Annotated in this window: 28 protein-coding genes; 10 read left to right on the top strand and 18 right to left on the bottom strand. The window is 66.7% G+C overall.

Annotated elements, in window-relative coordinates:
• Nucleotides 1–26: 26 nt before the first annotated feature.
• Nucleotides 27–302 (bottom strand): DUF2171 domain-containing protein, encoded by a 276-nt coding sequence (locus MF609_RS09555; RefSeq protein WP_242416088.1) that lies wholly within the window; start codon nt 300–302, stop codon nt 27–29.
• Nucleotides 303–355: 53 nt separating this feature from the next.
• Here MF609_RS09555 and MF609_RS09550 point away from each other — a divergent pair, with 53 nt between their 5' ends.
• Nucleotides 356–556 (top strand): hypothetical protein, encoded by a 201-nt coding sequence (locus MF609_RS09550; RefSeq protein ID WP_242416087.1) that lies wholly within the window; start codon nt 356–358, stop codon nt 554–556.
• Nucleotides 557–688: 132 nt separating this feature from the next.
• Nucleotides 689–1,738: a ribonucleotide-diphosphate reductase subunit beta gene (locus MF609_RS09545; protein WP_066689483.1), complete on the top strand. Its 1,050-nt coding sequence runs from the start codon at nt 689–691 to the stop codon at nt 1,736–1,738.
• Nucleotides 1,739–2,186: 448 nt separating this feature from the next.
• Here the strand turns inward: MF609_RS09545 and MF609_RS09540 are convergent, their stop codons facing one another.
• Complete coding sequence (locus MF609_RS09540) at nt 2,187–2,522, bottom strand: HNH endonuclease family protein (protein WP_242416086.1); 336 nt, start codon at nt 2,520–2,522, stop codon at nt 2,187–2,189.
• 126 nt (nt 2,523–2,648) lie between these two features.
• On the opposite strand from MF609_RS09540, the gene MF609_RS09535 reads away from it, so the two are divergent.
• Nucleotides 2,649–2,960 carry a hypothetical protein gene (locus tag MF609_RS09535; RefSeq protein ID WP_242416085.1) on the top strand — a complete coding sequence of 104 codons (312 nt, stop codon included), beginning with the start codon at nt 2,649–2,651 and terminating at the stop codon, nt 2,958–2,960.
• Nucleotides 2,961–3,017: 57 nt separating this feature from the next.
• Here MF609_RS09535 and MF609_RS09530 read toward each other — a convergent pair whose 3' ends face one another.
• Entirely contained in the window at nt 3,018–3,479 is a 462-nt protein-coding gene (locus MF609_RS09530) for a hypothetical protein (protein ID WP_242416084.1), read from the bottom strand.
• A gap of 111 nt (nt 3,480–3,590) precedes the next feature.
• Complete coding sequence (locus tag MF609_RS09525; RefSeq protein ID WP_242416083.1) at nt 3,591–4,220, bottom strand: outer membrane protein; 630 nt, start codon at nt 4,218–4,220, stop codon at nt 3,591–3,593.
• Between the two features lie 305 nt (nt 4,221–4,525).
• On the opposite strand from MF609_RS09525, the gene MF609_RS09520 reads away from it, so the two are divergent.
• The gene (locus MF609_RS09520; protein WP_242416082.1) at nt 4,526–5,830 is read left to right on the top strand and encodes an NAD(P)/FAD-dependent oxidoreductase; all 1,305 of its coding nucleotides are present in this window, start codon (nt 4,526–4,528) and stop codon (nt 5,828–5,830) included.
• Nucleotides 5,831–6,109: 279 nt separating this feature from the next.
• Here MF609_RS09520 and MF609_RS09515 read toward each other — a convergent pair whose 3' ends face one another.
• Nucleotides 6,110–6,412, bottom strand: coding sequence for a hypothetical protein (locus MF609_RS09515; RefSeq protein ID WP_242416081.1), 303 nt, complete (start codon nt 6,410–6,412; stop codon nt 6,110–6,112).
• Nucleotides 6,413–6,423: 11 nt separating this feature from the next.
• Nucleotides 6,424–9,273: a M16 family metallopeptidase gene (locus MF609_RS09510; protein WP_242416080.1), complete on the bottom strand. Its 2,850-nt coding sequence runs from the start codon at nt 9,271–9,273 to the stop codon at nt 6,424–6,426.
• Nucleotides 9,274–9,423: 150 nt separating this feature from the next.
• Here MF609_RS09510 and MF609_RS09505 point away from each other — a divergent pair, with 150 nt between their 5' ends.
• Nucleotides 9,424–9,612, top strand: a complete 189-nt coding sequence (locus MF609_RS09505; protein ID WP_242416079.1) for a hypothetical protein — start codon at nt 9,424–9,426, stop codon at nt 9,610–9,612.
• A 74-nt stretch (nt 9,613–9,686) separates the two neighbouring features.
• Nucleotides 9,687–10,145 (top strand): hypothetical protein, encoded by a 459-nt coding sequence (locus tag MF609_RS09500; RefSeq protein ID WP_242416078.1) that lies wholly within the window; start codon nt 9,687–9,689, stop codon nt 10,143–10,145.
• A gap of 4 nt (nt 10,146–10,149) precedes the next feature.
• Here the strand turns inward: MF609_RS09500 and MF609_RS09495 are convergent, their stop codons facing one another.
• Both MF609_RS09495 and MF609_RS09490 read right to left on the bottom strand, forming a co-directional pair.
• Nucleotides 10,150–11,148 carry a hypothetical protein gene (locus MF609_RS09495; protein ID WP_242416077.1) on the bottom strand — a complete coding sequence of 333 codons (999 nt, stop codon included), beginning with the start codon at nt 11,146–11,148 and terminating at the stop codon, nt 10,150–10,152.
• Nucleotides 11,145–11,921 (bottom strand): glycosyltransferase family A protein, encoded by a 777-nt coding sequence (locus MF609_RS09490; protein WP_242416076.1) that lies wholly within the window; start codon nt 11,919–11,921, stop codon nt 11,145–11,147. Before MF609_RS09490 ends, MF609_RS09495 begins: the two co-directional genes overlap by 4 nt.
• Nucleotides 11,922–11,999: 78 nt before the next feature.
• Between MF609_RS09490 and MF609_RS09485 the strand changes: the two genes are divergently transcribed.
• Both MF609_RS09485 and MF609_RS09480 read left to right on the top strand, forming a co-directional pair.
• Complete coding sequence (locus tag MF609_RS09485; protein WP_242416075.1) at nt 12,000–13,055, top strand: glycosyltransferase; 1,056 nt, start codon at nt 12,000–12,002, stop codon at nt 13,053–13,055.
• Entirely contained in the window at nt 13,052–13,822 is a 771-nt protein-coding gene (locus MF609_RS09480) for a glycosyltransferase family 2 protein (protein WP_242416074.1), read from the top strand. Before MF609_RS09485 ends, MF609_RS09480 begins: the two co-directional genes overlap by 4 nt.
• Nucleotides 13,823–14,085: 263 nt before the next feature.
• On the opposite strand, the gene MF609_RS09475 is transcribed toward MF609_RS09480, so the two are convergent.
• The 9 genes from MF609_RS09475 to MF609_RS09435 all read right to left on the bottom strand — a co-directional run bounded on the left by MF609_RS09475 (nt 14,086) and on the right by MF609_RS09435 (nt 22,206).
• Complete coding sequence (locus MF609_RS09475) at nt 14,086–14,568, bottom strand: HEAT repeat domain-containing protein (RefSeq protein ID WP_242416073.1); 483 nt, start codon at nt 14,566–14,568, stop codon at nt 14,086–14,088.
• 7 nt (nt 14,569–14,575) lie between these two features.
• Nucleotides 14,576–14,773 carry a sulfurtransferase TusA family protein gene (locus MF609_RS09470; protein ID WP_288413033.1) on the bottom strand — a complete coding sequence of 66 codons (198 nt, stop codon included), beginning with the start codon at nt 14,771–14,773 and terminating at the stop codon, nt 14,576–14,578.
• Entirely contained in the window at nt 14,770–16,143 is a 1,374-nt protein-coding gene (gene der, locus MF609_RS09465; protein ID WP_242416071.1) for a ribosome biogenesis GTPase Der, read from the bottom strand. Before der ends, MF609_RS09470 begins: the two co-directional genes overlap by 4 nt.
• Before the next feature lie 179 nt (nt 16,144–16,322).
• Nucleotides 16,323–17,654: an outer membrane protein assembly factor BamB family protein gene (locus MF609_RS09460; RefSeq protein ID WP_242416070.1), complete on the bottom strand. Its 1,332-nt coding sequence runs from the start codon at nt 17,652–17,654 to the stop codon at nt 16,323–16,325.
• A gap of 28 nt (nt 17,655–17,682) precedes the next feature.
• A complete protein-coding gene (locus tag MF609_RS09455) occupies nt 17,683–18,381 on the bottom strand; it encodes a tetratricopeptide repeat protein (protein WP_242416069.1) in 699 nt (232 codons plus the stop codon).
• Between the two features lie 252 nt (nt 18,382–18,633).
• Nucleotides 18,634–19,494, bottom strand: coding sequence for a 3-methyl-2-oxobutanoate hydroxymethyltransferase (gene panB, locus MF609_RS09450; RefSeq protein ID WP_242416312.1), 861 nt, complete (start codon nt 19,492–19,494; stop codon nt 18,634–18,636).
• 23 nt (nt 19,495–19,517) lie between these two features.
• Nucleotides 19,518–19,958 carry a hypothetical protein gene (locus tag MF609_RS09445; RefSeq protein WP_242416068.1) on the bottom strand — a complete coding sequence of 147 codons (441 nt, stop codon included), beginning with the start codon at nt 19,956–19,958 and terminating at the stop codon, nt 19,518–19,520.
• 65 nt (nt 19,959–20,023) lie between these two features.
• Nucleotides 20,024–20,377, bottom strand: a complete 354-nt coding sequence (locus MF609_RS09440; protein ID WP_242416067.1) for an ArsC family reductase — start codon at nt 20,375–20,377, stop codon at nt 20,024–20,026.
• Nucleotides 20,378–20,457: 80 nt separating this feature from the next.
• A complete protein-coding gene (locus MF609_RS09435; RefSeq protein WP_242416066.1) occupies nt 20,458–22,206 on the bottom strand; it encodes a methyl-accepting chemotaxis protein in 1,749 nt (582 codons plus the stop codon).
• A 180-nt stretch (nt 22,207–22,386) separates the two neighbouring features.
• On the opposite strand from MF609_RS09435, the gene MF609_RS09430 reads away from it, so the two are divergent.
• Both MF609_RS09430 and MF609_RS09425 read left to right on the top strand, forming a co-directional pair.
• Nucleotides 22,387–22,815 (top strand): hypothetical protein, encoded by a 429-nt coding sequence (locus MF609_RS09430; protein WP_242416065.1) that lies wholly within the window; start codon nt 22,387–22,389, stop codon nt 22,813–22,815.
• 9 nt (nt 22,816–22,824) lie between these two features.
• Nucleotides 22,825–23,643 (top strand): ferredoxin--NADP reductase, encoded by an 819-nt coding sequence (locus tag MF609_RS09425; RefSeq protein ID WP_242416064.1) that lies wholly within the window; start codon nt 22,825–22,827, stop codon nt 23,641–23,643.
• Nucleotides 23,644–23,832: 189 nt separating this feature from the next.
• On the opposite strand, the gene MF609_RS09420 is transcribed toward MF609_RS09425, so the two are convergent.
• Complete coding sequence (locus tag MF609_RS09420) at nt 23,833–25,947, bottom strand: TonB-dependent siderophore receptor (RefSeq protein ID WP_242416063.1); 2,115 nt, start codon at nt 25,945–25,947, stop codon at nt 23,833–23,835.
• Nucleotide 25,948: the final 1 nt, after the last annotated feature.

Raw genomic sequence — 25,948 nt, 5'->3', positions numbered from 1 at the left:
TTCCCCGTCGCGACGACCGCGATCGATCAGATGGCGCTGCCATCCTCTTCGGTTTCGAACGTCACCGCGACATCGGCGTTGGCCGACAGGCGGACGGTGTTGCCCTCGACCTCGGCGACGAGGCCGCCGTCGATATAATGGTGATGCCCTTGATGGCTGCTTTCGGCTCCTTCGACCTGCGCACCGCTGTCCTTCTTGGTCAGCTTGATGCGGTCGCCTTCGACGCGGTCGACGGTACCGACATGGACGCCATCGGCGCCGATGACTTCGGCATGTTCCTGGATGTTGCTCAGATCGGCCATGGTTCTTCTCCGTTGGGGGCGGCGGTGAAACGCACGTCCCGGCAGTTGGTCGCATGACCGCGAACGTCGTCATCATGTTGTCGGTCGCTCTGGTGTCGGGCGTGGCCGGCCTGTGGCTGCTGCTGCGGCTCCGGTCGCGCGCCACGCCGCAGAGCCGCTATGCGCACGGCATGGTCGGCGTCATGGCGATGGCGCTGGGGATCATCCTGACGATCTTCGGGATCGCGCAATGGTCGTGGAACAGCACGCCATGAACCGGTCCGACCGTACCCCCGCGAAGGCGGGGGTCCAGAGCCACAAGCGACGACGTTCGCAACCCTAGGCTCCCGCCTGCGCGGGAGCACCGCAAGTTTTCAAGCCTTCTCAAGTTTCCCCGGAGTAACCCCATGTCGCTCACCGAAGCCCGCAAGCAGTACAAGCCGTTCGAATACCCCTGGGCGTTCGATTTCTGGAAGCGCCAGCAGCAGATCCACTGGATGCCCGAAGAGGTGCCGTTGGGTGAGGATTGCCGCGACTGGGCGCAGAAGCTGACCCCGCATGAGCGCAACCTGCTGACGCAGATCTTCCGCTTCTTCACCCAGGCCGACGTCGAGGTGCAGGACTGCTACCACGAGAAATATGGTCGCATCTTCAAGCCGACCGAGATCAAGATGATGCTCGCCGCCTTCTCCAACATGGAGACGGTACATATCGCGGCGTACAGCCACCTGCTCGACACCATCGGGATGCCCGAGAGCGAATATGGCGCCTTCCTCGAATATAGCGAGATGAAGGACAAGCACGACTATCTGCAGAATTTCGGCGTCGATACCGACGAGGACATTGCCAAGACGCTGGCGATGTTCGGCGGGTTCACTGAAGGGCTTCAGCTGTTCGCGTCGTTCGCGATGCTGATGAACTTCCCGCGCTTCAACAAGATGAAGGGCATGGGGCAGATCGTGTCGTGGTCGGTCCGCGACGAGAGCCTGCACTGCGAAGGCATCATCAAGCTGTTCCACGCCTTCTGCAAGGAACGCGACTGCATGACGCGCGCCGTGCGCGACGACATTGCCGACATGTGCCAGACGACGGTGCGGCTGGAGGATAATTTCATCGATCTCGCCTTCGAAATGGGGCCGGTCCACGGCATGACCGCGAAGGAGATCAAGAAATATATCCGCTACATCGCCGACTGGCGGCTGGGGCAGTTGGGGATGAAGCCGATCTACCTGATCGATGAACACCCCCTGCCATGGCTCGCCCCGCTGCTGAACGGCGTGGAGCACGCCAACTTCTTCGAACAGCGCGCGACGGAGTATTCGAAGGCGGCGACCCGCGGCAACTGGAACGAGGTCTGGGACGGCTTCGACAAGCGTCAGAAGGCCAAGGTCGCCGCCCCGGCGAACGAGGAAGCGACCGGCATGGGCGATATGTTCGGGGGCGTTGCGGCGGAATGAGCCGCGCCGGGCAAGGGGTAGCGTAAGCTACCCCGAGCCGGACAAGGCGCGGGCGGCCGGCGGCGCCCAAAGCGCCGTCCGACGGCATGGGCTTTGCCCATGCCGGCCGCCCAAAGTTCACTAAGTTCACACTTGCGCGCTGTTGCCCAACGCGTGCGATCCTTGGGGGCACAGTGCCCCGTCGACACCGGAAACACTGCTCGACACGATGCGCTGCACCCCTGCCGGCGGTCCAAAGTTCACTAAGTTCACACTCGCCACGCTCATCGCGCGTGCTGCGTTCGAACCGTTCAAAGAGCATGGGGCGTGACGTCCCGGCAGCACGATGGCGAAGGTCGGTCGTGTAGGACAGCGGGAAACGCCTCTCCGTATACCGGACCCGGCTACCTCCCGGCCGTGGAGAAGAAGCGGGACCCCGGGTCAAGCCCGGGGTGACGCATGGGGCACGTCAGCGTCCGCGTCGCACCGGCACGCGGAAGTCGGCGGGTTTGTCCGCCACCCATTTCACGAACTTCGCCACCGCCGGGACCGCGCGCAGCGTGTCGAGGTCGGCCAGCGGGCCGGCGAGTTCGGCGTTGGTCGCGCTGGCATGAATGGTGCGGTGGCAGATCGGGTGGACCGGCACCGTTTCCCGCCCGCCCTCGCTCTTGGGCACGCGGTGGTGCCATTCGACCTGCGTGCCGATCGGCCGGTCGCATAATGCGCAGGCGAGCGGTACCTCCGTACGGGCCGCCAGAGCCTCCGCCGCTGCCAGCCCTGCCTTGCGCTTCACCCGTCCTGCCATGGCAACTATATCGGAAGCAGGACGACAGTCCGCAAGCACCGCTGCCGAGGTGAACCCCAGATGAAGGAACCGCCATCGACAGATGCGGGTTATGTCCCGGCAAGTTCAGGCAAAGGGAGAACCCCCATGAACCGCACGACTTTGTTGATCGCCGCCGCCGCCACTGCGGTCATCGCGACGCCTTCGCTGGCCAAGGACCGCCGCACGGTCCCGGTCTATTCAGACTACAATCCCTATTATCTGGATTACAAGACCGACATTTCGGAGGCGAAGCGCGAGCTGCGCAAGGACCTCGCCCGCGCCGACGATGCCGCCAGCCGCGAGGATGCCTGGGCGGAATATCGCCGCGAGATCGCCGACGCCAAGCATGATTTCCGCAAGGAAATGGCCGAGCGCGGCATGATCGTCCGCAACGGGCGGGTAACGGTCGAGGAATAACCGCCGCACAGCGGTCCTACGGAGAACAGGCCGTCGGGTTAGCGCCCGGCGGCCTGTTCAGTATAGGTCGACATTCCAGCCCGTAAGCCGCACCAGCGCTTCTCCGGCAGCATGGATGCCACCCCTTTCCGGGCTGTGTTCGATCCCCACCGTGTAGCATCGGCCGACGGCACGTTCGACCAGCCACTGCGCACCATCCAGCATGGCGACGGCACCATGCGGTTGCGGAGCGAACAATGCCCTTGCGTCCAGCAACGGGCGGATCGCCGTCACCTCGTCCCGTGTCAGCCGCCGGTCTACCTTCGCACCCACGCCGGCCGATCCGTGTCCGCCGCCTTCCGTCCCCTGCTCTGCGATCAGTCGGGGTGCGGCCGATGCCAGCCCCTCGATCCGCACCTTGATCGCAGGATGGAAGCTCGGCACCCAAACGAAGCGAACGACGTCGGCGTTGCCGGTCCGGGCAAGGGCGTAGAGCGATGCCTTTCCCGTCGCGGCCAGTTCCCGTTCCAGCCAAGCCACGCAACCGCCCAAAACAAAAGGCCCCGGACGAACCCGTCCGGAGCCTTTCGCGCTACGCATTTACGGGGGCGGGTCCCGATACGCCGGACCCGCCCGAAACTGGCACGATGCTTAGAAGTGGGTCGTCAGACCCAGCATCGGGCGGAAGCTGTGGGCCGAACCGAAGGTCGACACTTCACCGCGCAGGCGAACGCCCGAGTTGCCGGTGATGCCGCCCAGGCCGATGTCCTTCGGGCCGACTTCGAAACCGGCGCCATAGGTCATTTCGTGATAGTCGCGGCTGTCGTTGCCGAACCGGTCGAAATTGACCCAGCGATAGCCGACCTTGCCGTAGATCAGGCCCGAGTCACCCGCGCGGACGCCGAAACGGCCGGCTGCGCCGTAATCCCAATCGATGTCGCCCGACACGCCCTTCGAGACGCTGCCTTCGGCACCGACGAACACGGGGCCCAGCGGCACGTTGAAACCGACGATGCCTTCAACCAGGGCGCCGTTCAGCTTGTCGTTGCGCGGGACCAGCGGGATGCCGGCATCGGTGCGCTCCGAATCGAACTGCTCCCAGCCGCCCATGATCGCGACATAGGGTTCGAAGCCGATGCCGCTGGTGCCGTCGGGTGCGGTCACGGCAGGGGCGGGTTCGGTCGTGGTCGTGTCCTGCGACGTGGTCGACATGTCCTGCGCGAAAGCCGGGGCTGCGACGAACGCGACCGCGGCGGCGGCGACGGTGAAAAGCTTACGCATACAAAACCTCATCAGCGTTTACGGTCCCGGCGTCGAACGCGCGCCGGTTTATCCGTGGCCCCTCTGAACCCGAAACCGCGCAAAGTGTTGCATCGCATTGCAACATGGATGTCACGAAATTGGATACTGTTGCCTTCCGGCAACGGTATCTGTCGGTTGGATGAACGAACCGTGGCGGGGCCGCCCGGACCGTGGTGGGAATGTGGCAAGGGCGGCGCGAAGGCGGGGCAGAGCGAACGCAACGATTGGCGGTGCGAACGGTTAGGAAAGACGACACCACCCGCGAATCGGAGGATGAACGGCGTATGCGACCGCGGATCATCATCGTCGGATCAGGCTTTGGCGGCATCGCCGCGGCGCAGGCACTGCGCAAGGCGGATGCCGAGATCGTGCTGATCGACCGCACCAACCATCATCTGTTCCAGCCGCTGCTGTATCAGGTCGCCGGGGCCGCGCTGTCCCCGGCCGACATCGCCACGGCCAACCGGGCGCTGCTGCGGCGCAACAGGAACACGCGGATTCTGATGGCAGAGGCGAGCGGGGTCGATGCCGATGCGCGCGAACTCTGCCTTGCCGACGGGCGCCGGTTGCCGTTCGATTACCTGATCCTGGCGACCGGCGCTGCGTACAGCTTCTTCGGCAACGACCAGTGGCGCGACCATGCCTATGTCCTGAAATCGATCGACGATGCGCTGACGATCCGCGCCGCGTTGCTGGGCACGTTCGAGCGCGCGGAACAATGCGACGACCCGGACGAATTGCGCCGATTGCTGACCTTTGCGGTGGTCGGTGGTGGACCGACCGGCGTCGAACTGGCCGGGACGATCGCCGAACTCGCCCGCACCACGCTGGCGCGCGACTTCGCATCGATCGATCCACGGCGTGCGCGGGTGCTGCTGTGCGAGATGGGGGATCGCATCTTGACTGCGTTCGACCCGCCGCTGTCGCAGGCGGCGCGCAGGATGCTGGAGTCGCTGGGCGTCGAAGTGCGGACCGGGGAGGCGGTGCGCGCCATCGACGCGCACGGGCTAACGGTCGGCGACCAGCGGATCGATGCCGCCGCGGTGCTATGGGCGGCCGGGACGCAAGCCCGGCCGGCGGCGCAGTGGTTGGCGGCCGATGCGGCGAAGAACGGCGCGGTGGAGGTCGCGGCCGATTGTTCGGTACCGGGTCATCCGACCATCTTCGCGATCGGCGATGTGGCGAGCTTCGACGGCGGGGATGGCCCCCTGCCCGGCCTCGCCCCGGTCGCCAAGCAGCAGGGCAAGTTCGTCGGCAGGGTGATCGCCGCGCGGGTCGCAGGACGATCGGCACCGGAGCGGTTCCAGTATCGCGATTATGGCACGATGGCGGTCATCGGCCGGTCGCGGGCGGTGGCGGAGATTGCCGGACTGAAGCTCAAGGGACTTATCGCGTGGCTGGCGTGGTCGCTGGTCCACCTGATGCTTCTGGTCGATTTCCGCAGCCGGATGTCGGTCTATGTCCACTGGGCGTGGTCGTGGTTCACCTATGGCCGGGGCGCGCGCCTGCTGACCGGCTATGCCCCCGAACCGGGGGAGACGCCGCGCACGGCCGGCTTGCCGGAGATCGAGGCGGAGGCGGCGGAGTAGCGCCCCGCCCTTCCGCCGCCCATCACCCCGGACTTGATCCGGGGTCCCACTTCTTCTGGCGGCGGGAAGAAGCGGGACCCCGGGTCAAGCCCGGGGTGACGATGTTGGTGAGGGTTCAGCCAGACTAGCAGACCCCGTACCCCCGCGCAGGCGGGGGTCCAGAGCCGAGAGCGTTGCGCTCCGTTACCCTGGATCCCCGCCTGCGCGGGGATACGATTTAAACGAAACGGCCCGCCCGCATCGCCTGCGGACGGGCCGTCTCCCTTACGTCAGGACAGTTCAGCCGACGCGGTTGCCCGCCATCGGGAAGCTGCCGAACGCACCCGCCCCGACCGTGCCGGAGATGGTGTCGCCGTCGACGGTCGCTTCGCAGTCGAGCGTCATCGGCATCGGCACGACGATCGCGACCTTCCACGACAGCTTGTCGCCATCGACCTTGCCGTCGGTGATCTCGGTCGATCCCATCGCGCCGGAATAGGTTCCGGTGAAGGTCGTGCCCTCACTCTTGACGTTCAGGGTCGCCTGCTGGTCGCCCATCGGCGATTTGGTGATCGTGTTCCAGCTGCCATCGACATTCGCCATGTTCGCTCTCCTTACTTCGCCGGGGTGGGGGCGGTTGCCGGCGTTGCCGACACCACCTCCACCGGCAAGCCCAGCCCGTCAAGCTGCGGACGCACGACCTTGGCGTCGCCGACCACCACATAGACGAAGCGATTGGGGTCGATTGCCGCCCGTGCCGCAGCGTCAAGCTGCGCCGTGGTCAGCGCACGATATTTTTGCGGCAGGGTCGCCTGGTAATCATCCGGACGGCCGAGGAAGTCGTTGTTCCGCATGGCGGCCAGCACCGCGCCCGACGTTTCATAGGTCCCGGCCAGCTGCCGCGTCTCACCATCGATCGAGCGGCGGAATTCGACCGGCGTCACGCCGTTCGGCCCCAGGAAGCCGTTGATCTGTTCACGCAGCGACGCGATCGCCGGGCCGGTCTTGTCGGCCTGTACCGGCGCGTTGATGACATAGGGGACGGCGTTCTGCATCAGCTGGAACCCGCCACGCGCGCCATAGGACCAGTGCTTCGCCTCGCGCAGGTCCATGTTGATGCGGCTGAGGAAGCCCGAGCCGAGCACGGTGTTGGCGGTGGTCGCCGCCAGCGTGTCCGACTTCGCCTGTACCGGCGTCATCTGTCCGGCGACGATCAGCGACTGCGGCGAATTGGGCCGGTCGACCAGCACGATCTTCGGCGTGGTGGTGGCGCGCTGTGCCGGGAAGCTCTTGGTGCCGGCCGCGCCGGTCGCCTGCCAGTTGCCGAGCGAGGCGTTGAGCGCCGCTTGCACTTCGGCCAGCGGACGGTCGGACACGACGAACACCTTCGCCTTGTCCGGACGCAGCCATGCGTTGCGCCACGCGACCAGGTCCTCGCGCTTCATCGCCATGACCGCCGCCGGATCGCCCACGCCCGCCGCCAGCTTCGCATAGGGGCTGTCGGTGCCATAGAGCAGCGGCGGCAGCGTCATGTCGGCCAGTCCCTGCGGGTTGGTACGCTGCTGCCCGATCTGCGCCAGTACCTGCCCGCGCACCCGCTCCAGTTCGGCCGCGTCGAACGCCGGGTTGCGCAGCACGTCGGCGAACAGCATTGTCGCACTGTTCAGATTGGCGCTGGGTGCTTCGAAGCCGATCGTGGTCTGATCGGCGGAATTGCCGCCGCTCATCTGCATGCCGAGCTTTTCCTTGGCCTCGGCCATCGCGATCGAATCACGGGTGGTGGTGCCTTCGTCGATCAGCGACAGCGTCATGCCGGCGGTGCCGAGCTTGCCCGTGACATCGGCGGCGGTGCCGGCGTCGAACACCATCGACACCTGCGTCACCGGCACGGCGGTCCGCTGGGCATAGACCAGTTCCATGCCGTTCGACAGGCGGCTGCGCGTGACCTTCGGGAATTGCAGCGTGGTGCCGGTGTCGGCGACACCCGGCATCGCGCCGCGCGTGCCCTTGAACGGCGTTTCGGGCGCGGCCGGCGTGGCGGGAGCGGCGGCAACGGCCTTGGCCTCCTCATAGCCCTCGCGCTCGCCCTTCTCGACGATCAGCGTATAGGCCGGGCGCGACATCCACTTCTGCGCGGCGGCACGGGCGCGCTCCGGCGTCATCGTCGCCAGTGCGTTCAGCTCCTTCTTGTAGAAGCCCGGATCGTTCGAATACAGCTCGCCCGACGCCAGCGTCACCGCCTTGCCGCCGAAGCCGCCGACCGATTCGAGGCCGCCGATGGTGCCGGACACCTGCGTCGTGGCGACGCGCGACACTTCTTCGGCGGTGGGACCGGTACGGATATAATCGGCGATCATCTGGTCCAGCTTCGCCTCGACCAGCTTTTCATCGACGCCCGGCCGGACGATCGCGCGGACGATCACCATGCCGGCCTGTGCCAGCGACTGGACGCCGGCCGACACCTGCACCGCCAGCTTGTCCTTCTTGACCAGTTCATTGTCGAGCCGCGACGAGGCGAGGCCGCCGAACGCGCTCATCGCCACGTCGAGTGCGGGCGAATCGGGATCGTTCAGGCCCGGCACCGGCCAGACCTTCATGATCATCGTCGCGGCGACATTGTCCTTCATCACCTCACGCACCGGCGCGGCGAGGGTCGGCACCTCGATCTTCGGCAGGACCGATTCCGGCCCGCGCGCGATCTTGCCGAAATATTTCTCGACCAGCGGGCGCGCTTCGCGGGCATCGATGTCGCCGGCCAGCACCAGCACCGCATTGTTCGGGCCGTAATGGCCGCGGAACCAGTTCTTCACGTCCTCAAGGCTGGCGGCGTCGAGATCGGCCATCGAGCCGATCACCGAATGGCGATAGGGGTGCCCGACCGGGAAGATGCCCTCGGTCATCTTGTAGCGGACGAGGCCATAGGGCTGGTTGTCGCCCTGCCGCTTTTCATTCTGCACCACGCCGCGCTGTTCATCCAGCACGCCCTGCGTCACCGCGCCGAGCAAATAGCCCATGCGGTCGGATTCGAGGAACAGCGCGCGGTCGAGCGCCGCCTTCGGCACGGTTTCGAAATAATTGGTGCGGTCGTAGCTGGTTGTGCCGTTCAGGTCGGTCGCGCCGATCGAGCGCAGCGGATCGAAGAAGTCGCCCGGCGCATTTTCCGACCCGTTGAACATCAGATGCTCGAACAGATGCGCGAACCCGGTCTTCCCCTCCGGCTCATGCTTCGACCCGACGTCATACCATACCGACACCGCGACGATCGGCGCCTTGCGGTCGGTATGGGTGATGACGGTCAGGCCGTTGGGCAGCGTGAACTTTTCGTACGGAATGTTCACCGGCGCGACGAGCGCCGACAGCGGTGCGGCCTTCACCGGCGGGGCGGTGCGAGCGGGCGCCTGCGCCTGGGCCGTCCCGGCGAGCGCAGTGGAGGCGAGCAATATGGCAGCGACGGTACGAAACATGGAACCCCACCCATTATCGATAAACGGAATGCAGGTGTATGGCGGTAGCCAGCGCCGCGCAAGCCGCTTCCATTGCCCGAACGGCACGCCCGGCTTGCCCTCCTGTAACATATCATGTCCTCGGACCGATCCGTCCGATTGGCTGTTTTCATGATGCTTTCAGTGATTATGTTGCAACGCGCCATGACGATATTCCATGAAACCTTCCGCGCGATGTTTCCGCATTCCGACCGGCTCGACCGCCTGATGGCGATCGGGTGGGAGGATGTCGGCGGTGTCGTTCTTGCCATGAGCGCCTTTGCGTTCATGACGGCCGTGGCGGCCCTGCGCTCGCGCTAGGCCTGCCGATCCGTACATTGCTGCGTAGCAACATTTCCTGAGACCGTATCTCTCGAGGAACAAGGGTTTTGCGTATGATCCGATCGACTGTCGCCCTGTTGGGCGGTGCGCTGCTGGCTGCCTGCGGCAATTCCGCCGCTCCCGTGCCCGAGGCGACGAGCAACACTGTCGACCTGCGCCACCTGGTCGAGACCGAGGTGGCCGGCAACGGCATCGAGCGCTATCCGCTGGAGGGCGTCGAGATCCCGACCCCGTCCGATCCGCAATCGCGCTATGAGGTGCTGCGCCAGCGCAAGACCGCCGCCGGCACGATTATCGCGATCCTGCGCCAGCAGCGCGGCGACCGCTATGTCTATGCCCGCACCGAACTGGATTGCGAGCGCAACCTGTTCCACGTCGTCGGCGTAGCCGACACCCGCGCGCATGTCGAAACCCATGTCGCGCATGACGGTCCGCTGCGCCCGACCAGCGGCCTGCCGCTGCGGCAGGAACTGTCGAGCTTCATCTGCCAGCGGGCATCCGCCCCGGCCTGACGCGCTATTCGCCCGCCGGCGGCACCGCCGGCGTGGCGACTTCCGCTTCGAAGGCGGGATCGACCTCGGCGACGGGCAAGGTGCCGCGTCGCCGCTGGAAGCTGGTCAGCAGGAAGAATAGCAGGTTCGACCCCTGGGTCAGCGCCCCGCCGGCCAGCAGCAGCCCGGCCATCGCCGCGCGCGGGCCATCGACGATATGGCTCATCTCCAGCGCGGCCGACAGGAACAGCAGGTCGCGATTGGGCACGATCGGCAGGCGGCTGATGACCATCTGTACCGTCAGGAACGTGACCCACACGCTCCAGGGCTCGGCCGGCAGCACCACCGCCCATTGCGTCGCCTGCAGCAGCACCACGATCAGGATGCGCGCGATATGGATGCCCAGCACGGCACCCGCGACCCGCCAGCTGACCGACAATATCTGCTTGCGCAGGCGGAGCAGCAGCGGGGTCAGGAACGCTGCGACCAGCAGTCCGGCGAGCAGCATCCCGCCCGCCGAATGCAGCCAGTCGGCGATCCATTTCGCGCGGCCGGTCCCCATGAAGACGACCAGCAGGATCGAGGTGATCGCCGCCGATGCCAGCGCGGAGAGGATCGCATTGTCCTTGATCGCCAGCAGCAACGTCTTGGACGCAATGCCCAGCCGCTGGCGCGCCCAGACGAACAGATAGACCTCACCCGAATAGCCGACGAACGCCGAATTGAAGACGCGCTTGCGGACGAAGACGGGCAGGCTGCCGGGTAGCGGGCGGCCGAGCAGCAGGCGGAAGATCCAGACCTCCGACACCGGCAGCGCCAGGAACATCACGACGAACAGGATGTAGAACCACGGCGTGCGCGGGAGCGCGGCGGCGACGTTGCTCCACCCGATCGCGCGCACCTTCAGCACCAGCCACAACAGCACGCCGACGAAGAACAGCGCGCGAAAGACCTTGCCGAGACGCGCCGCGGCGGGGGTCTGCGACCAGTCGTGCAGCCGCTGCGCACGGTCGGAGAGGGTCACGCGAACACCCCGGCCGAGCGGGAATCGGCAACGAAGGCCACGAAGGCGGCACGGGTTTCAGGGTCGAGGCGGAAGCGCGAATGACCCCACACCCCGCCCGGCAGGAACCGGCGCACGGCATATTCGATCGCGGCAAGCGGCGTATTGCGCACCCGCCGTTCGAAATGGGTCCGCTCCCAGGTGTTGGCTCCGTGGAACGCGCGGACGAACAGGCCCGGCGCGTCCAGCACGCCGATCCGCTCCGGCGGCCAGTGACCGAGGAAATCGGTATCCTCGCCGCGGCGCTTTTCGGGGTAGCGCGCACTTGGGTCGGCACGGTGGACGATGCTGCCCGGCACGCCCGGCTCCAGCGTGCCGACATAGGGATGGTCGAACCATTCGGGCGCATCGAGGTGCATCAGCGTTCCGCGCAGGACGCAGGCATCCTTGTCGCCGTCCAGCACCGCCACCTGTCGCACCAGCCGGTCGGGATGATACCAGTCGTCATCGTCCCATTGCGCCACGATGCTACCCCGCGCGAGGTCGAGCGTGCGGTTGCGTAAACGCCCCAGCGTCGTTTCCGGCGTCTTGGCGACCCGATCATAGATCAGCCGGTCGGCGGGAATGTCGGCGAAGAGCGGGGTGTAATCCTGATCGCCGTCATCGACGACGACCAGTTCGCGATTTGCCCAGCGTTGCGCCAGGAAACAGTCGACCGCCCGCCGCGCCAGGCCGGCACGGTTCGCGGTCACCATCACGCAGCTCACCCGCGCGCCGTCATCCGACCAGTTCATCGCCAGCGCCTTAGCGGCAGTCGGGCACCTCGACAATCGGGTGGCGCAAGCGCGCGCGCGCTGGTAGCCGGGCGGGCGATGCGGATCGTCTTCGTCCTGACCTACCCCACCCATCACGGTATCGCCGACGTGCGCGAGTGGCTGCGCTGGGACAATCGCGACCGGCGGATGCCCGGCATCCTGACCGAACTGGGAGTCGAGACCGAGCTTTGGGGGCTGGCGCGCGAGCCGCTGGACACCCTGTCCGACCTGAGCGGCATCGCCCCCTACCCCATCCGCCTGTTCGCGCCGTCCAATCCGGCGGCGAAAACGCGCAAGCAGAAGAGCGACGCCATGATCGCCGCCGCGCGGATCGATCCGGCAGACCTGTTCGTGCTGATCGGCAGCAATGGCGGCGCGGGGTTCGACCTGTTCGACCGGGTGCTGCGGCCCGACAGGCGGCGCTTCGCGGTCATCATCGGTGGCGACTGGTGGAGCCGGATCGTGCCGCATGCCGCCTTCCTGTTCCCCGAATCGGCGGTGCAGGAGGCGAAGCTGACGCAGCCGGGCTGGCGGTTCTGGCGGCGCGCGATACCCGAAACGCGGATGCAGCGGCTGCCCAAGACGATCGACACCGACCGCTTCGCGCCGTTGCCGACGGAGAAACGGTTCGACCTTATCGCGACCAGCCGGCTGACGCCGTACAAGAAGTTCGACGAGATCGCGGCGCTGGGGGAAACCCACCGGGTCGCGGTGATCGGCGACGGTCCGCAGGGCGACGAGCTGCGCCGCCGTTTCCCGCAGGTCGCGTGGCTGGGCCATGTGCCGAACGCGGAGGTTCCGGCGGTGCTGGCGCAGTCGCGGCTGTTCTTTCACGCCGGGCGGCGCGACTATTTCCCGCGCGCGATTCCCGAAGCGATGGCGTGCGGGCTGCCGGTCATCGCGTTCGACGACCGGATCGGGCCGGACGTGATCCCGCGCGATTGCGGGTTGCTGGTCAAGGATAACGATTATCGCGACAAGGTCGCCGCGCTGCTCGCCGATCCGGCGGCGGTCGCGGCGATGGGCGCGGCGGCGCGTGTCCATGCGGTGGCGACGCACGGTCCGCGATCGTCGGAAGCCGCCTGTCGCCGCTTGATGGAGCTGGCCGCATGACCCGCTGGACCTTCGTCATCGCCTATTACAACGAGGCCGATTTCCTGCCCGCTACGCTGGCGGCGCTGGCGGCGCAGACGGTGCCGTTCCGGCTGGTGCTGGTCGACAATGGTTCGACCGACGGATCGGACGCGATCGCCCGCGCCTTTGCTGCGCCCGGCGTCGAGGTCGTGCACCTGTCGGAGGCACGGCCAGGCAAGATCCACGCGCTGGAAACCGCGATGGACGAGCTGACCACCGAGTTCTGCGCTTTCGGTGATGCCGATACCTACTACCCGCCGCATTATCTGGCGGAGGCGGAGCGGGCGTTCGATGCCGATGCGCGTACCGTCGCGGTGATGGCGCTGGGCGTCGATGCGTCGGGGCAGACGCTCAGGCGGGCGATCTATTCAGGCGTCGTCACGAAATTGCTGTCGAAACAGACACATACCGGCGGCTATGGACAGGCGTTTCGAACATCCGCGCTGGTCGAGGCGGGCGGCTTCTCCGAAAGGCTCTGGCCCTATGTGCTGCTCGACCACGAAATCATGCAGCGGGTCGCGAAGCTCGGCCGCGTCGTCTATCCCTTTGCTTTCTGGGCAAAACCCTCGCCGCGCAGGTCGGACCGGCGGCGGGTGCGCTGGACGCTCGGCGAGCGGATTTTGTACCATGCGACGCCGTTCGCCGCGAAGGACTGGTTCTTCTACCGCTTTCTTGGACCACGGTTGAAAGCTCGTGGCATTACCCATCTGAATTTGCGGGATAAACCGTGGGAAGCGAAGCCGTGACGCGTTCCAAAGTTCACTAAGTTCACACTCGTGCACGGTTTGCGCACCGTGCGGTTTGCGCCATGTCCGGCACGCGTTGTCTCAGCGATGCGAAAGAGCCGGACGGAGCATGGCATGTCTGGACGGTTGTAGGAAAGTCCTGACAGACGGTTGCCTTATCTGATCAGGCGCGCCTGGCCCCAGTAAAGGCAGGGGCCTCCAGCGGCCCCTGCTGTCGTGCTGTCACAGAGAGATTCCAGCCTTCGCTGGAATGACGTTTTGCGTCATGCCGCCTTGCCGCGTTCGCAAGCGGCAATAGCCGCCGCCACCAGTCCGTCGAGATACGGGTCGTCCGACGGATCGGACCATGGCCGCAGCGCATCGACCAGCGACGGATCAGCGATGATCTCCGCCGCTTCGAAGACGTTAACTAGAACATTGTCGGCGGACAGAGCTTGGTGGACATGGGGCAGTGCCAGCGCCGGTGCCATCTGGGCAAGACCGCGCAACGCCTCTGCTCTTACGCGCGGCGAGCAATCCGTCGTCGCGGCCGTTAGCAACGCATCGCGTATCATCGGGGTATCCCGGTCGGCATTGCCAAGGATGAACGCCGCCCAATCCCGATTCACCGCCTCCGCATCCGCCAGAAAGGCAATAACGCGCTGCAGATTGTGGTCGGCAAACTCGCTTCCGGATAGCGGCACGGTTTCATTCAGCACGTCGATCAGGAAGCCTGACGTCGGTTGGTAGGGGGCGTTGTCCGTCATCGCAACGTCATCGCGCCACCCGGAACACGCCCTCGCTCACGACCTCCAGCCGCGCGCCGACCGCCGTTGCCGCACTGGCCAGTTCGCCGGCAGCGCGCGGGTCGTCGGCCGCGATCTCCACCACCTCCGCCCCGTCGCGCAGCGCCCGGGCCAGCCGGATGGCTGGCCAGGGGCAGCGCATCCCGCGAGCGTCGATGCGGGTCACTTCGAGTGATCGAACGGGTTCTTCGGCGCGCGCAGGTTGAGCCGGACCGGGACGGCACCGAAGCCGAATTCCTTGCGCAAGCCATTGATAAGATACCGCTTGTAGCTTTCGGGTAGCTGGTCGACGCGGGTGCCGAACAGCACGAAGCTGGGCGGGCGGGTCTTGTTCTGCGTGATGTAACGCATCTTGATCCGCTTGCCGCCGGGCGCGGGTGGCGGGTTGGCTTCCAGCGCGCGGTCGAACCAGCGGTTGAGCTGTCCGGTCGATACGCGGCGGCCCCATGCCTCCCGCGTTTCGAAGGCCGCCTGCATCAGCACGTCCAGCCCCTTGCCGGTCGCGGCGGAGACGGTCAGCAGCGGCACGCCCTTGGCCTGCGCCAGCCCTTCGTCGAGCGCGCCCTTCACGCCGTTGAACAGCGAGGAGGCGTGTTCGGCAATGTCCCATTTGTTGAGCGCGATCACCAGCGCGCGGCCCTCTTGCAGCACGCGGTCGGCGATCTTGATGTCCTGCAGCTCGAGGCCGCGGGTGCCGTCGAGCAGCAGCACGACGACCTCGGCAAAGTCGATCGCGTGCAGTGCGTCGGCGACGGAAAGCTTTTCAAGCTTTTCCTGCACCCGTGCCTTCTTGCGCATCCCCGCCGTGTCGATCAGCCGGACCGGGCGGACACGGCCATCGGGCGCGGTCCAGTTCCAGTCGACCGCGATCGAATCGCGGGTAATGCCGGCTTCGGGACCGGTGATGAGCCGGTCTTCGCCGAGGAAGCGGTTGATGAGCGTCGACTTGCCCGCGTTCGGACGGCCGACGATCGCCAGCTTCAGCACCGCGGTTTCGGGGTCGAATTCGCCCTCTTCCTCCGGCTCCGGCTCTTCGTCGCGTTCGATATAGGGCTGGAGCGCCTCGAACAGGTCGGCGACGCCCTCGCCATGTTCGGCCGACAGTTGCACCGGATCGCCGAACCCGAGCGCCAGCGATTCCAGCACGCCGTTCTCGCCCGCGCGGCCCTCCGCCTTGTTGGCGACGAGGACGACGGTGCCATCGGCCGAGCGCAGCCAGCGGGCGATTTCCTCGTCCAGCGGCGTGATGCCGGCACGCGCGTCGATCATGAACAGCGCGACATCGGCCATCTCGACCGCCGCCTGGGTCTGCATCCGCATCCGCCCCGGCAGGGTCGCGGCGTCCTCATCCTCGAACCCCGCCGTGTCGACGATGGTGAAGTCGAGCCCGAGCAGCGTCGCCTGCCCCTCCCGCCGGTCGCGGGTCACGCCCGGCTGATCGTCGACCAGCGCCAGCCGCTTGCCGACGAGGCGGTTGAAGAGCGTCGACTTGCCGACATTGGGACGGCCGATGATGGCGACGACGGGTAAGGGCATGGGGATTCCTGGGGTGCGGGGTTGCCGCCGAGTGTAGGGGAATGGGGTCGGGGGGTCGAGGGCTTACCCCTGGTCGTCGTTCCCGCGCAGGCGGGAACCCATATACGCCGACGCAGCGCCTCTATCCGAAGCGCTGCGTCTATGGATCCCCGCCTTCGCGGGGATGACGATGGTAAAGACTACTTCCAGGCGGTCAGCTGCCCGGCGTCGTCGAGGAGGTACAGCATCCCGTTGGCGACGACCGGCGACAGGTTGTAGCCCGCCTTCGACCGGGTTTCCTGGGTGGAGGTGATGCTGCCATCGGCGGGCGACGCCGATACCAGCTGTCCGTCCGAATTGGCGAGGATCAGGCGGTTGCCGGCGAGGATCGGGCCGACCCAGCTGATCGGGTTCTTGCGCTTCTTGACGTTGCGGAAGCCGGGCAGCTGCTGGACCCAGCGCAGCTTGCCGCTGCCGCGCGAGATGCACAGCAGGCGGGCGTCGTCGGTCACGACGAAGATCCATTCGCCCGCGACCCATGGCGTCGAGATGCCGGCGAGATTCTGTTCCCACAGACGCTGGCCCGACACGAGTTCGAGCGCGACCATGCGACCGCCCTGCCCGACCGCATAGACGCGGCCATTGTCGATCACCGGTTCGGCGTCGATATCGGCCAGCGCCGACACCGAGGTCGAGGCCGAGGTACGCGACAGGCTGTCGCCCCACACCGAACGGCCGTTTTCGTAGCGATAGGCGTTCAATTCGCCCGACGAGAAGCCGGCGACGACCGTTCCCTGCGCCGAAGCGGGCGCGGCGACGCCGAATACGCCCTGCGCCTCGATGCTGCCCGACTGAGTCCACACGACCTTGCCGTCGCTCTGGTCGAGCGCGAACAGCTGGTTATCCTGGCTGACGACATAGACCTGCCCGTTCGACAGCGACGGCGCACCGCGCAAGGGGCCGCCGGGCTTGGCGCGCCACACTTCCTTGCCGTCCGCCGTGTCGAACGCGACGACATCGCCCAGTCCGTCCGTCGCGAAGGCGCGATTGCCCTCCACCGACACGCCGCCGCCGAAGCGGGCGCGCGGATTGCCCTCGCCCTTCACCGTCTGCGCGGTCCACACAGTCGCGCCGTTGCTGGCGTCCATCGCGGTGACCATGCCGTTCACGTCGATGACGTACAGCCGGCCGCCGACGACCACCGGTGCGGCCGCAAGGCGGGTGCGGGTGTTACCCCCCTCGATCCGCGCGCTCCATGCCTGAGTCAGCGTGTCGCCGAGCGCGACATGGCCCATCGACTTGGCCGCATTGCCGCCGGGCTGCGACCAGTCGGCATTGGTTTCGGCGAGCGGCAGCACGACCTGCAGGTTCGCGAGCGCCGGATCGACTTCCGCGAGGTTTTCCGAGGCGAGGATCGGCACGCGCTGTCCGACGACGGGCGTGCGGGCCGGGCCCTTGCCCTTCAGGGCGCCGCAACCGCCCAGCAGCGCCAACGCCGCAACCGCTGCCGAGAGTTTCAGATGCGTCTTCATGGGAAAGGGGTTCCGGTATCGAAAGGGGTTATTGCGCGGCGGTCGCGCCGGCGGGCGCGGCATCGACGCCGAGCGAGCCGGCCATCTGCACGGCACGGGCGCGCACGCTTTCCGGCACGCCATCGGTCCGCGCGATCAGGGCAAAGGTCTGTCCGGCCTGCTGCAGCTTGTTCTGGCGGAGATAGGCGACGGCGACCATCTCGCCCGCGCTGCCGAGCCACGGGCTGCCCTTGTCCGCCAGCCCGCGCAGCCGGTCGATGACCTGCTGGGGCTGCAGCGAATCATATTCGACGGCGGTCTGACGAACGAGCGCCATGTCGCGGAACGGCTGGGCCAGCGTTTCGTCGGCGGCGACCTTGCCGAAGGCGGCGGCCGCGCCCTTGGTATCGTTCTTCGACAGCAGCATGTCGGCCTGGGTCAGCAGCGCGGTCGCGCGTACCGCGTCCTTGTCCGAGCTGGTCAGCTTGCCGACGATCTCGGTCGCCTGCGCGACGCGGCCCTGCTGGATATCGTCGAGCGCGGTGGCGAGCTGTTCGCCCTGTTCCCCGGCCAGCGTGTTCTGGTGATGGTTCCACCATGTCCAGCCGCCGAACGCCGCCAGCGCGACGAGGACCGCGACGATGATCCACAGGCCATAGCGTTTGCCGATGTTCGACATCTGCTCACGGCGCAGCTCTTCATCGACTTCGCGGATGAAGGCTTCGTTGTTCTGCGGGGTCAACGCCAAGGGAACAGCTCCAGGGGATAGATCAAGCGCGCTCCTTTAGCCGAGCGCCGGACGAAACGAAAGCGATTGGTCGTGGGGCCGGTGCCGGGGCGGGACCATGGGCGCGCGAGGCTGTGCGGGGGATGAACGACGCTCTCACGATCGTCATCCCCGCGCAGGCGGGGATCCATAGACGCCGACGTTTCGGCAGGATGCGCTGGCGTTGCGGCTATGGATTCCCGCCTTCGCGGTAATGACGAAGACGGATCAGGATCAATCCTTCGGCGCGTAGAGTTGCGCCGGGCCGGGGAAGGTCCGCGCGCGCACCTCTTCGGCATAGGTCGCGACCGACGTGGCGATCTGTCCGGCCAAGTCGCCATAGGTCTTCACGAAGCGCGGGGTGCGTTCGAACAGGCCGAGCATGTCCTCGGCCACCAGCACCTGTCCGTCGCACTCGGCCGATGCGCCGATGCCGATGGTCGGACAGGCGATGCGGCGGGTGATGTCGACCGCGATCGGTTCGACCACGCCCTCGATCACGACCGAGAAGGCGCCCGCCTCCGCGACCGCCACCGCGTCGGCGACGATCTTTTCCGCCTCCGCCGCACTTCGCCCGCGCGCGCCATAGCCGCCGAGCTGGTTCACTGCCTGCGGCGTCAGGCCGACATGGCCCATCACCGGGATGCCCCGTTCAGACAGGAAGGCGACGGTTTCGGCCATCGCCGTGCCGCCCTCCAGCTTCACGGCGGCCGCGCCGGTCGCCTTCAGCAGCATCGCCGCGCTTTCAAAGGCCTGCTGGGGGCTGGCCTCATAGCTGCCGAACGGCAGGTCGATGACGACCAGCGCATGATAGGAGCCGCGCACCACGGCCGCGCCATGCGCCGCCATCATGTCGAGCGTGACCGGCACGGTCGAAGGGAGGCCGTAGATCACCTGCCCCAGGCTGTCGCCGACCAGCAGCATGTCGCACTGCGCGTCCATCAGCTGCGCCATGCGCACGGTATAGGCGGTGAGCATCACCAGCGGGGTCTTGCCCTTGGCGGCGCGGATCGCGGGGATGGTCAGCCGCTTCATCGGCGCCGGAGTGGGCGTCGCGCGGCTGGTGGCGGTGTCGAGGGTGAAGGTCGTGGACATGGAGGCGCTGTAGCGGACGCCGATCAGCGAAGCCACCCGCGCGCGATCCCCTGCCGCGCCACCGCCAGCTGCCACAAGGCGATGGCGAAGATCACCAGCGGGAACGGCACGGTCGCCGCCGCGCCCTTTCGCGCGACCAGATCGGTCGCGGCGAAGACCCAGCCGAACTGGATCGCGACCGCCAGCAGCGACGCGGCGAACAGCCCCCCTGCCCAGCGCCGCCCGAGCAACAGCGCGATACTGCCGAACAACCCGCTCCAGGTGGCGATGCCATAGACCCAGGCGAACCAGTGCGGCAGCGAGGCATGGAAACGCCGGTCGGCCTCCCCCATCGCGGCCAGTGCCGCCGGGCCGAGGGTGACCTGGCTGTAGAAGGCGAAGACGCCGGCGACGCCCCACAGCAGGAACAGGATGGCGACGATACGGAACCAGGGCGGCGGGGTTCGGACGAACGTCGGTGCCATGCTGCTCCCCATCCCGATTCGATACGGCATCGCAATGATACCGGTGGGGATGGGTAACCCAGTTGCTACGCCTTGGCGAATCGGTCCGCATAAAGATCAGGCTTGAACCCGGTTTCGATCCAGCCGTCCCCGACCAGCACCGGGCGGCGGATCATCGACGGCTGGGCCAGCATCAGATCGATAGCCTTTGCCGCGTCCAGATCGGCCTTGTCGGCATCGGGCAGCTTGCGAAAGGTCGTGCCGCTACGGTTCAGCAGCGTTTCCCAGCCGAGCGCATCGACCCAGCCGGTCAGCGTCGCGCGGTCGATCCCGGCCTTCTTATAGTCGTGGAAGCTGTAGGCGATGCCGTTGGCCTCAAGCCAGGTACGGGCCTTCTTCATCGTGTCGCAGTTGGGGATGCCGTAGAGGGTTGCTGGCATGAAGGAGGCTCCGGTTCGAAATCGGCGCGGTGCTAGCGCAGATGCCGGCCGGAGCAAATCGTCGCTCCGGCGGAAGCCCCTCACGCCGCCGCGCGATAGGGCAGCGATTTGCGCGAGTCCGCCGACAGACGGAAGCGTTCGACATGATGGGCGAGTGCGGCGGCCTGATCCGCCAGGCCGCGGGCGGCGGCGTTGCTCTGTTCGACCATCGCCGCATTCTGCTGCGTCACCGCGTCCATTTCGCCGACCGCGATATTGACCTGTTGCAGGCCCGACGACTGTTCGTCGGCCCCCTTGGCGATCCGCGCGACCAGTTCGGCCAGCTCGCCGATCCGCCCGACGATCCGTTCCAGCGCGTCGCCGGTCTCCCCGACCAGGGTGACGCCGATCTCGACCTGGCTGCCGCTGGCGAGGATGCGGCCCTTCACGTCGCGCGCCGCATCGGCCGAGCGCTGGGCGAGCGCGCGGACTTCGGAAGCGACGACGGCAAACCCCTTGCCCGCATCCCCGGCCCGTGCAGCCTCGACGCCGGCATTCAGCGCCAGCAGGTTGGTCTGGAACGCAATGCCGTCGATGACCGAGATGATGTCGGAAATCTCGTCCGAGGCGCGCTTGATCCCGCCCATCGCGTCGACCGCCTGGCGGACGATCCGCACGCCGTCCTCGGCATCGCCGCGCGTCGCCGCCATGGTCGTATTGGCCTGTGCCGCGCCGCTCGCGGTGCTGCGGACCGTCGCCGTGATCTCGTCGAGCGCCGCCGCCGTTTCCTCGAGGCTCGCCGCCTGCTGTTCGGTGCGCCGCGACAGGTCGTCGGACGCGCTGCTGATGTCGGCCGCGCCGTTGCTGATCCCGCCGGTCGAGGCGACCACCGCGCGCATCGCATCGCCCAGCGCCACCATCGCCGAATCGAAATCGCTGCCCAGCTTGCGGAACGATCCGGTCAGCCGGTCGCCGATCCGCACGTCCAGATGCCCGCGCGCCACCTCGGCCAGGCCATCGCCCACGGTGTCGACCACGCGCTGCTGCTCCGCCTCGCGCTCGGTCGCGACGATCGCTGCGTCGCGGAAGGTTTCGAGCGCGGTCGCCATCTCGCCGATTTCGTCGCGACGGTCGCGCCCGGGAATGGCCGACGCGGTGTCGCCCGCTGCCAGCGCGCGCATCCGACCGGCCACCGCCTCGACCGGAAGCGAGATCGACCGACCGATGCGATAGGCGCAGAACGCGACCAGCAGCATCACCGCCAGCGCGAGCGCGCTGAGGTAGAGCGCGGCGTCGAAGATGGCGCTGTTGATCCGGTCGATGAACACGCCCGACCCGATGACCCAGCCCCATGGCGCGAAGCCGGCCACATAGGACAGTTTCGGCTGCGCCTCCGTCTGCCCCGGCCTGGTCCAATGATAGCTGAGGAAGCCCGCGCCCTTCGCCTTCACGATCTGCGCCATCTCGACGAAATGAGTCCGGCCGGTCGCGTCGCGATAGTTGTTCAGGTCGGTGCCGTTCATTTCCGGCTTGGTCGGATGCATCAGCATCGTGGGATGCAGGTCGTTGACCCAGAAATATTCGGTGCCGTCGTAGCGCATCGTCTTCAGCGTGCTCAGCGCGGCGCGCTGCGCCTCGGCCCTGGTCATGCGCCCGGCGACCTCTTCGTCATGATAATGGGCGACGACCGATCGCGCCGTCTCCACCGCCTGTCGCGTGCTGCGTTCGACGTCGCGGTGCATGACCGACGACAGATGGAACAGGCTGATGACGAGCAGTATCACCAGCCCGAGTGCCGCCACCCCTCCGATCAGGTTGATCCGGCCGCGAACCTTCAACTGCACCATCATCCCCTCATGCGTCGTTCGCGCCGGGTTTCGGGGAAAAGACTGAAGATCGCGTTTAAACGTCGCGCCTATTCCAGAAAATCGCGTGTCCCGTTTCCGCCCGTCGCTTTCGGTGCTGCGAGCGATTGACGCCCCGTCCGATCCGCGATAGCCAATGCGAATGAGTATCAATAGCGAGGCTCTATGTACGATCTGATCGACCGGCCGGTAACGGCCCTGTCCCCCGGCGACCGTTTCCTGATCGATGCGATCCGGTTGTGGGTGGCGGCGCGCGGTGCCTGCCAATGCCCCGCCGCGCTGCTGGCGGCACGCTTCGCACAGTCGGGCGCGCTCGACGCGCTCGGCGATTTCGACGGGTGGATGACGCAGCTGTCGACCCATGCCCGCGTACCGATCCAGATCAATTGTAAATGCGGGCTTGTGACCGACGATGAATCTGTTCTGTTGACCTTGGCGCGCGATCTCGTAACGGGACGCGATGCGAAGGCGCGGACCACGCTTTCGCTGCTGGTCGCCGAAGAGGCGATCGCCCCCACTTTTTGTGCGCTGGCCCGGACGGCGGCAATGCTCGGACAGGTCGGGCTGCCGCCGGGGACCAACGTCAGAACGTAAGGATTACCGATGACCGACCGCACCGCCGTTGTCCACGGCCTCGAACCCACCAACGCGCTGAGCGTCGAGCGCGTGCGTTCGGTGCGCCACTGGAACGAGCATCTCTTCAGCTTCACCATCACCCGCCCGCCGAGCTTCCGCTTCCGCTCGGGCGAGTTCGTGATGATCGGCCTGCCCGGCGACAACGGCAAGCCGCTGCTGCGCGCCTATTCGATCGCCAGCCCCGCCTATGCCGAGGAACTGGAGTTCCTGTCGATCAAGGTGCCGGACGGCCCGCTGACGTCGAAGCTGCAGCAGATCGTGCCGGGCGATGAAATCTTCCTCGGCAAGAAGCCGACCGGTACGCTGGTCACCGACGCGCTGAAGCCCGGCGAGCGGCTGTTCATGCTGTCGACCGGTACCGGCCTCGCGCCGTTCCTGTCGCTGATCCGCGATCCGGACGTGTACGAGATGTATTCGTCGATCGTCGTCGTGCATTCGGTGCGCCGCGTGTCCGACCTCGCCTTCCGCACCACGCTGGAATCGAACCTTGCCGGCGATCCGCTGGTCGAGGATCAGGCGGCGGCACAGTTCACCTATGTGCCCACCGTCACGCGCGAGGAGTTCCACACCACCGGGCGCATCGACGCGCTGGTGGAGAATGGCACGCTGTTCTCGGCACGGATCGGCGGCGCGCAGGCATTCGACCCGGCGACCGACCGCATCATGCTGTGCGGGTCGACCGAGATGATCCGCGACTTTTCGGAATATCTGGAAGGGATCGGATTCGAGGAAGGGTCGAACGCGAAGCCGGGCGATTATGTGATCGAACGGGCGTTCGTGGGGTAATCCCTTACCTACCCTCCCCCGTTTGGTTCGAGTAGCGATCGAGCTTGTCGAGAGCGCGTATCGAGAACGGGGTTCCGCTGGGCAGGAAGTTCTCGACGGACGCTTCTCGACTTCGCTCGAAGCTGCTCGAACCGAACGGTGGGACATAATAAGAGGGGGCGGCCATCACCGCCCCCCCCCCTTTTCGCATCAGTAGCTGACCCGCACCGTGCCCAGCACCGTGCGCGGGGCGTTGAAATAGCCCTGGTCGAAATTCAGTGCGCTGATTGCCTTGGCATTGTTGACGTTGCGGACATTGGCGCTGAGCGACACGCGCGGCGTCAGTTCGTAGCGCGCCATCAGGTCCACCGTGGCATAGCCGTCCTGCGTGATCCGCACCTGTTGCCCGGTGGTCGACGACAGGATGTCGAGCGGTTCGAGGTAGAAGCTGCTCTGATACTGGCCCGACACGCCGAGCTTGAGCGCAGGCAGCGACACCGGCGCCCAGACGATGTTCAGCCGCCCCGTGTTGCGCGGCACGAAGGTCCGCACCGCTTCGTCGCGTTCGCCGCGGATGCGCATCGCGGTGAAGCCGCCGGTCGCCTGCAGGCCGGGCGCCAGTTGTCCGCTGACCTCCAGTTCGATCCCGCGCGAGGTGGCATCGACGCCGCGATAGGCGAACTGGCCGATATCCTCGTTGAAGCCGGTCGATTCCGCCGTATTCTTCTGTCGCGCCTGGAACAGCGCCACGCTGGCGTTCAGCCGGCCGCCGAGCCATTCGCCCTTCAGCCCCGCCTCCAGATTGTCGCCCTCGATCGGGTCGATGATGCGGGCGTCGGGACCGATCTGGTCCTGCGGATTGAAGATCGTCGCGAAGCTCGCATAGGCGCTGACATTGCCGGTCAGGTCGTAGGTCGCCCCGACGAACGGCAGGAAGCGCGCACGGTCGTAATTGGTCGGCGCGCCATAGGACACGCCCTCGCTGAACGCGCGGGTGGCGTTGGCGCCGATCATCACCTTCAGCTGGTCGGCGGGGTTCAGCCGGACGAGGCCGTACACCGTCTCGCGCCGGCTGTGCGTGTCGAGGCTGCGGGTGAAGGCGGGGAAGTTCGGTTCGGCGAAATTGCCGTCGAACACGGTGCCGAGCGGCAGCGATACGCCGACCCGCGAGAGATCATAGGCCGAATCCTGCGTATAGCGCTGCGCCGACCGGTTCACGCCGAACATCACGTCATGGGCGCGTCCGAACAGCGATACCGTGCCGGTGATGTTCGCATCGATCGTCAGGTTGCGGGCGAACGACTGGAACGCGCCGGGATAGCTGGCCATGCCGATGCCGGTCGCGCGGTCGGGATTGCCATAGACATAGAATAGCCGGTCATCCTCGTCGATCGCGCGGCGCTGCACGGTCAGCTTGGCGGTCCAGTTGCCGAAACGATGGGTGATATCGCCGAAGATCTGGCGATCGGTCACGTCGAAGCTCGACCATTCGGGGGCGGGATTGCTCGACCGGGCGAGATCGATGCGGGTGCCGTCGGTGTAATAAAGCGGGATAGCCCCCCACATCGCGCCACGGCTGCGATGGTTCTGATAGCCATAACCGGCGCTGACGACCGTGTCCGGGCCGATATCCGCCTCGACGATGCCATAGCCGGTCCAGCGGCGCAGGCCATAGCGGTCGAGATAGCTGTCGCCGTCGAGATAGGAACCGACCGCGCGGGCGCGGATGCCGCCGCCGCTGGTCACCGGCACGCTGACATCGCCGTCGAGGCGAAGCGTGTCGAACGAGCCGTACTGCGCGCTGGCCGAGGCGGCGAGGTCGCGGGTCGGACGCTTGCGGATGAAGTTGATGACGGCCGAAGGGTTGCCGGTCGACGACAACAGGCCCGGCGCGCCGCGCACCACCTCGATCCGGTCGTACATCGCGGTGTCGACCGATCCGTTCTGGATCTGGAAGGGAAATGGCAGGCCGACGCCATCGATCTGGAAGGTCTGGATGTCGAAGCCGCGCGCGGAATAGTAGAAGCGGTCGGTTTCCTGCGCCTGCACGTTCACGCCGGGCACGGTCGCCAGCAGCGCGTTGATGTCGTTGAGCTGGAAATCCTCGATCTGTGCGCGGGTCACGACACTGACCGACTGCGGCGTCTCGCGCAGCGACAGCGGCAGGCGCGTCGCGGTGCTTTGCGCCTTTACCGCATAATCGTCGCTCCCCTCGGTCCGGGTGCCGGTGACGACGATCTCCTCGGCCCGCTGTTGCGTGTCGTCCGAAACGGTCGGCGCCGGGGTCATGGCGGTGGCGGCGAGGAGAAGAGCGAAAGACGTCATC

It is taken from the genome of Sphingomonas panni, assembly GCF_022664435.1.
Taxonomy (GTDB): Bacteria; Pseudomonadota; Alphaproteobacteria; order Sphingomonadales; family Sphingomonadaceae; genus Sphingomonas; species Sphingomonas panni.
This window is presented reverse-complemented; position numbering and strand designations above follow the sequence as displayed.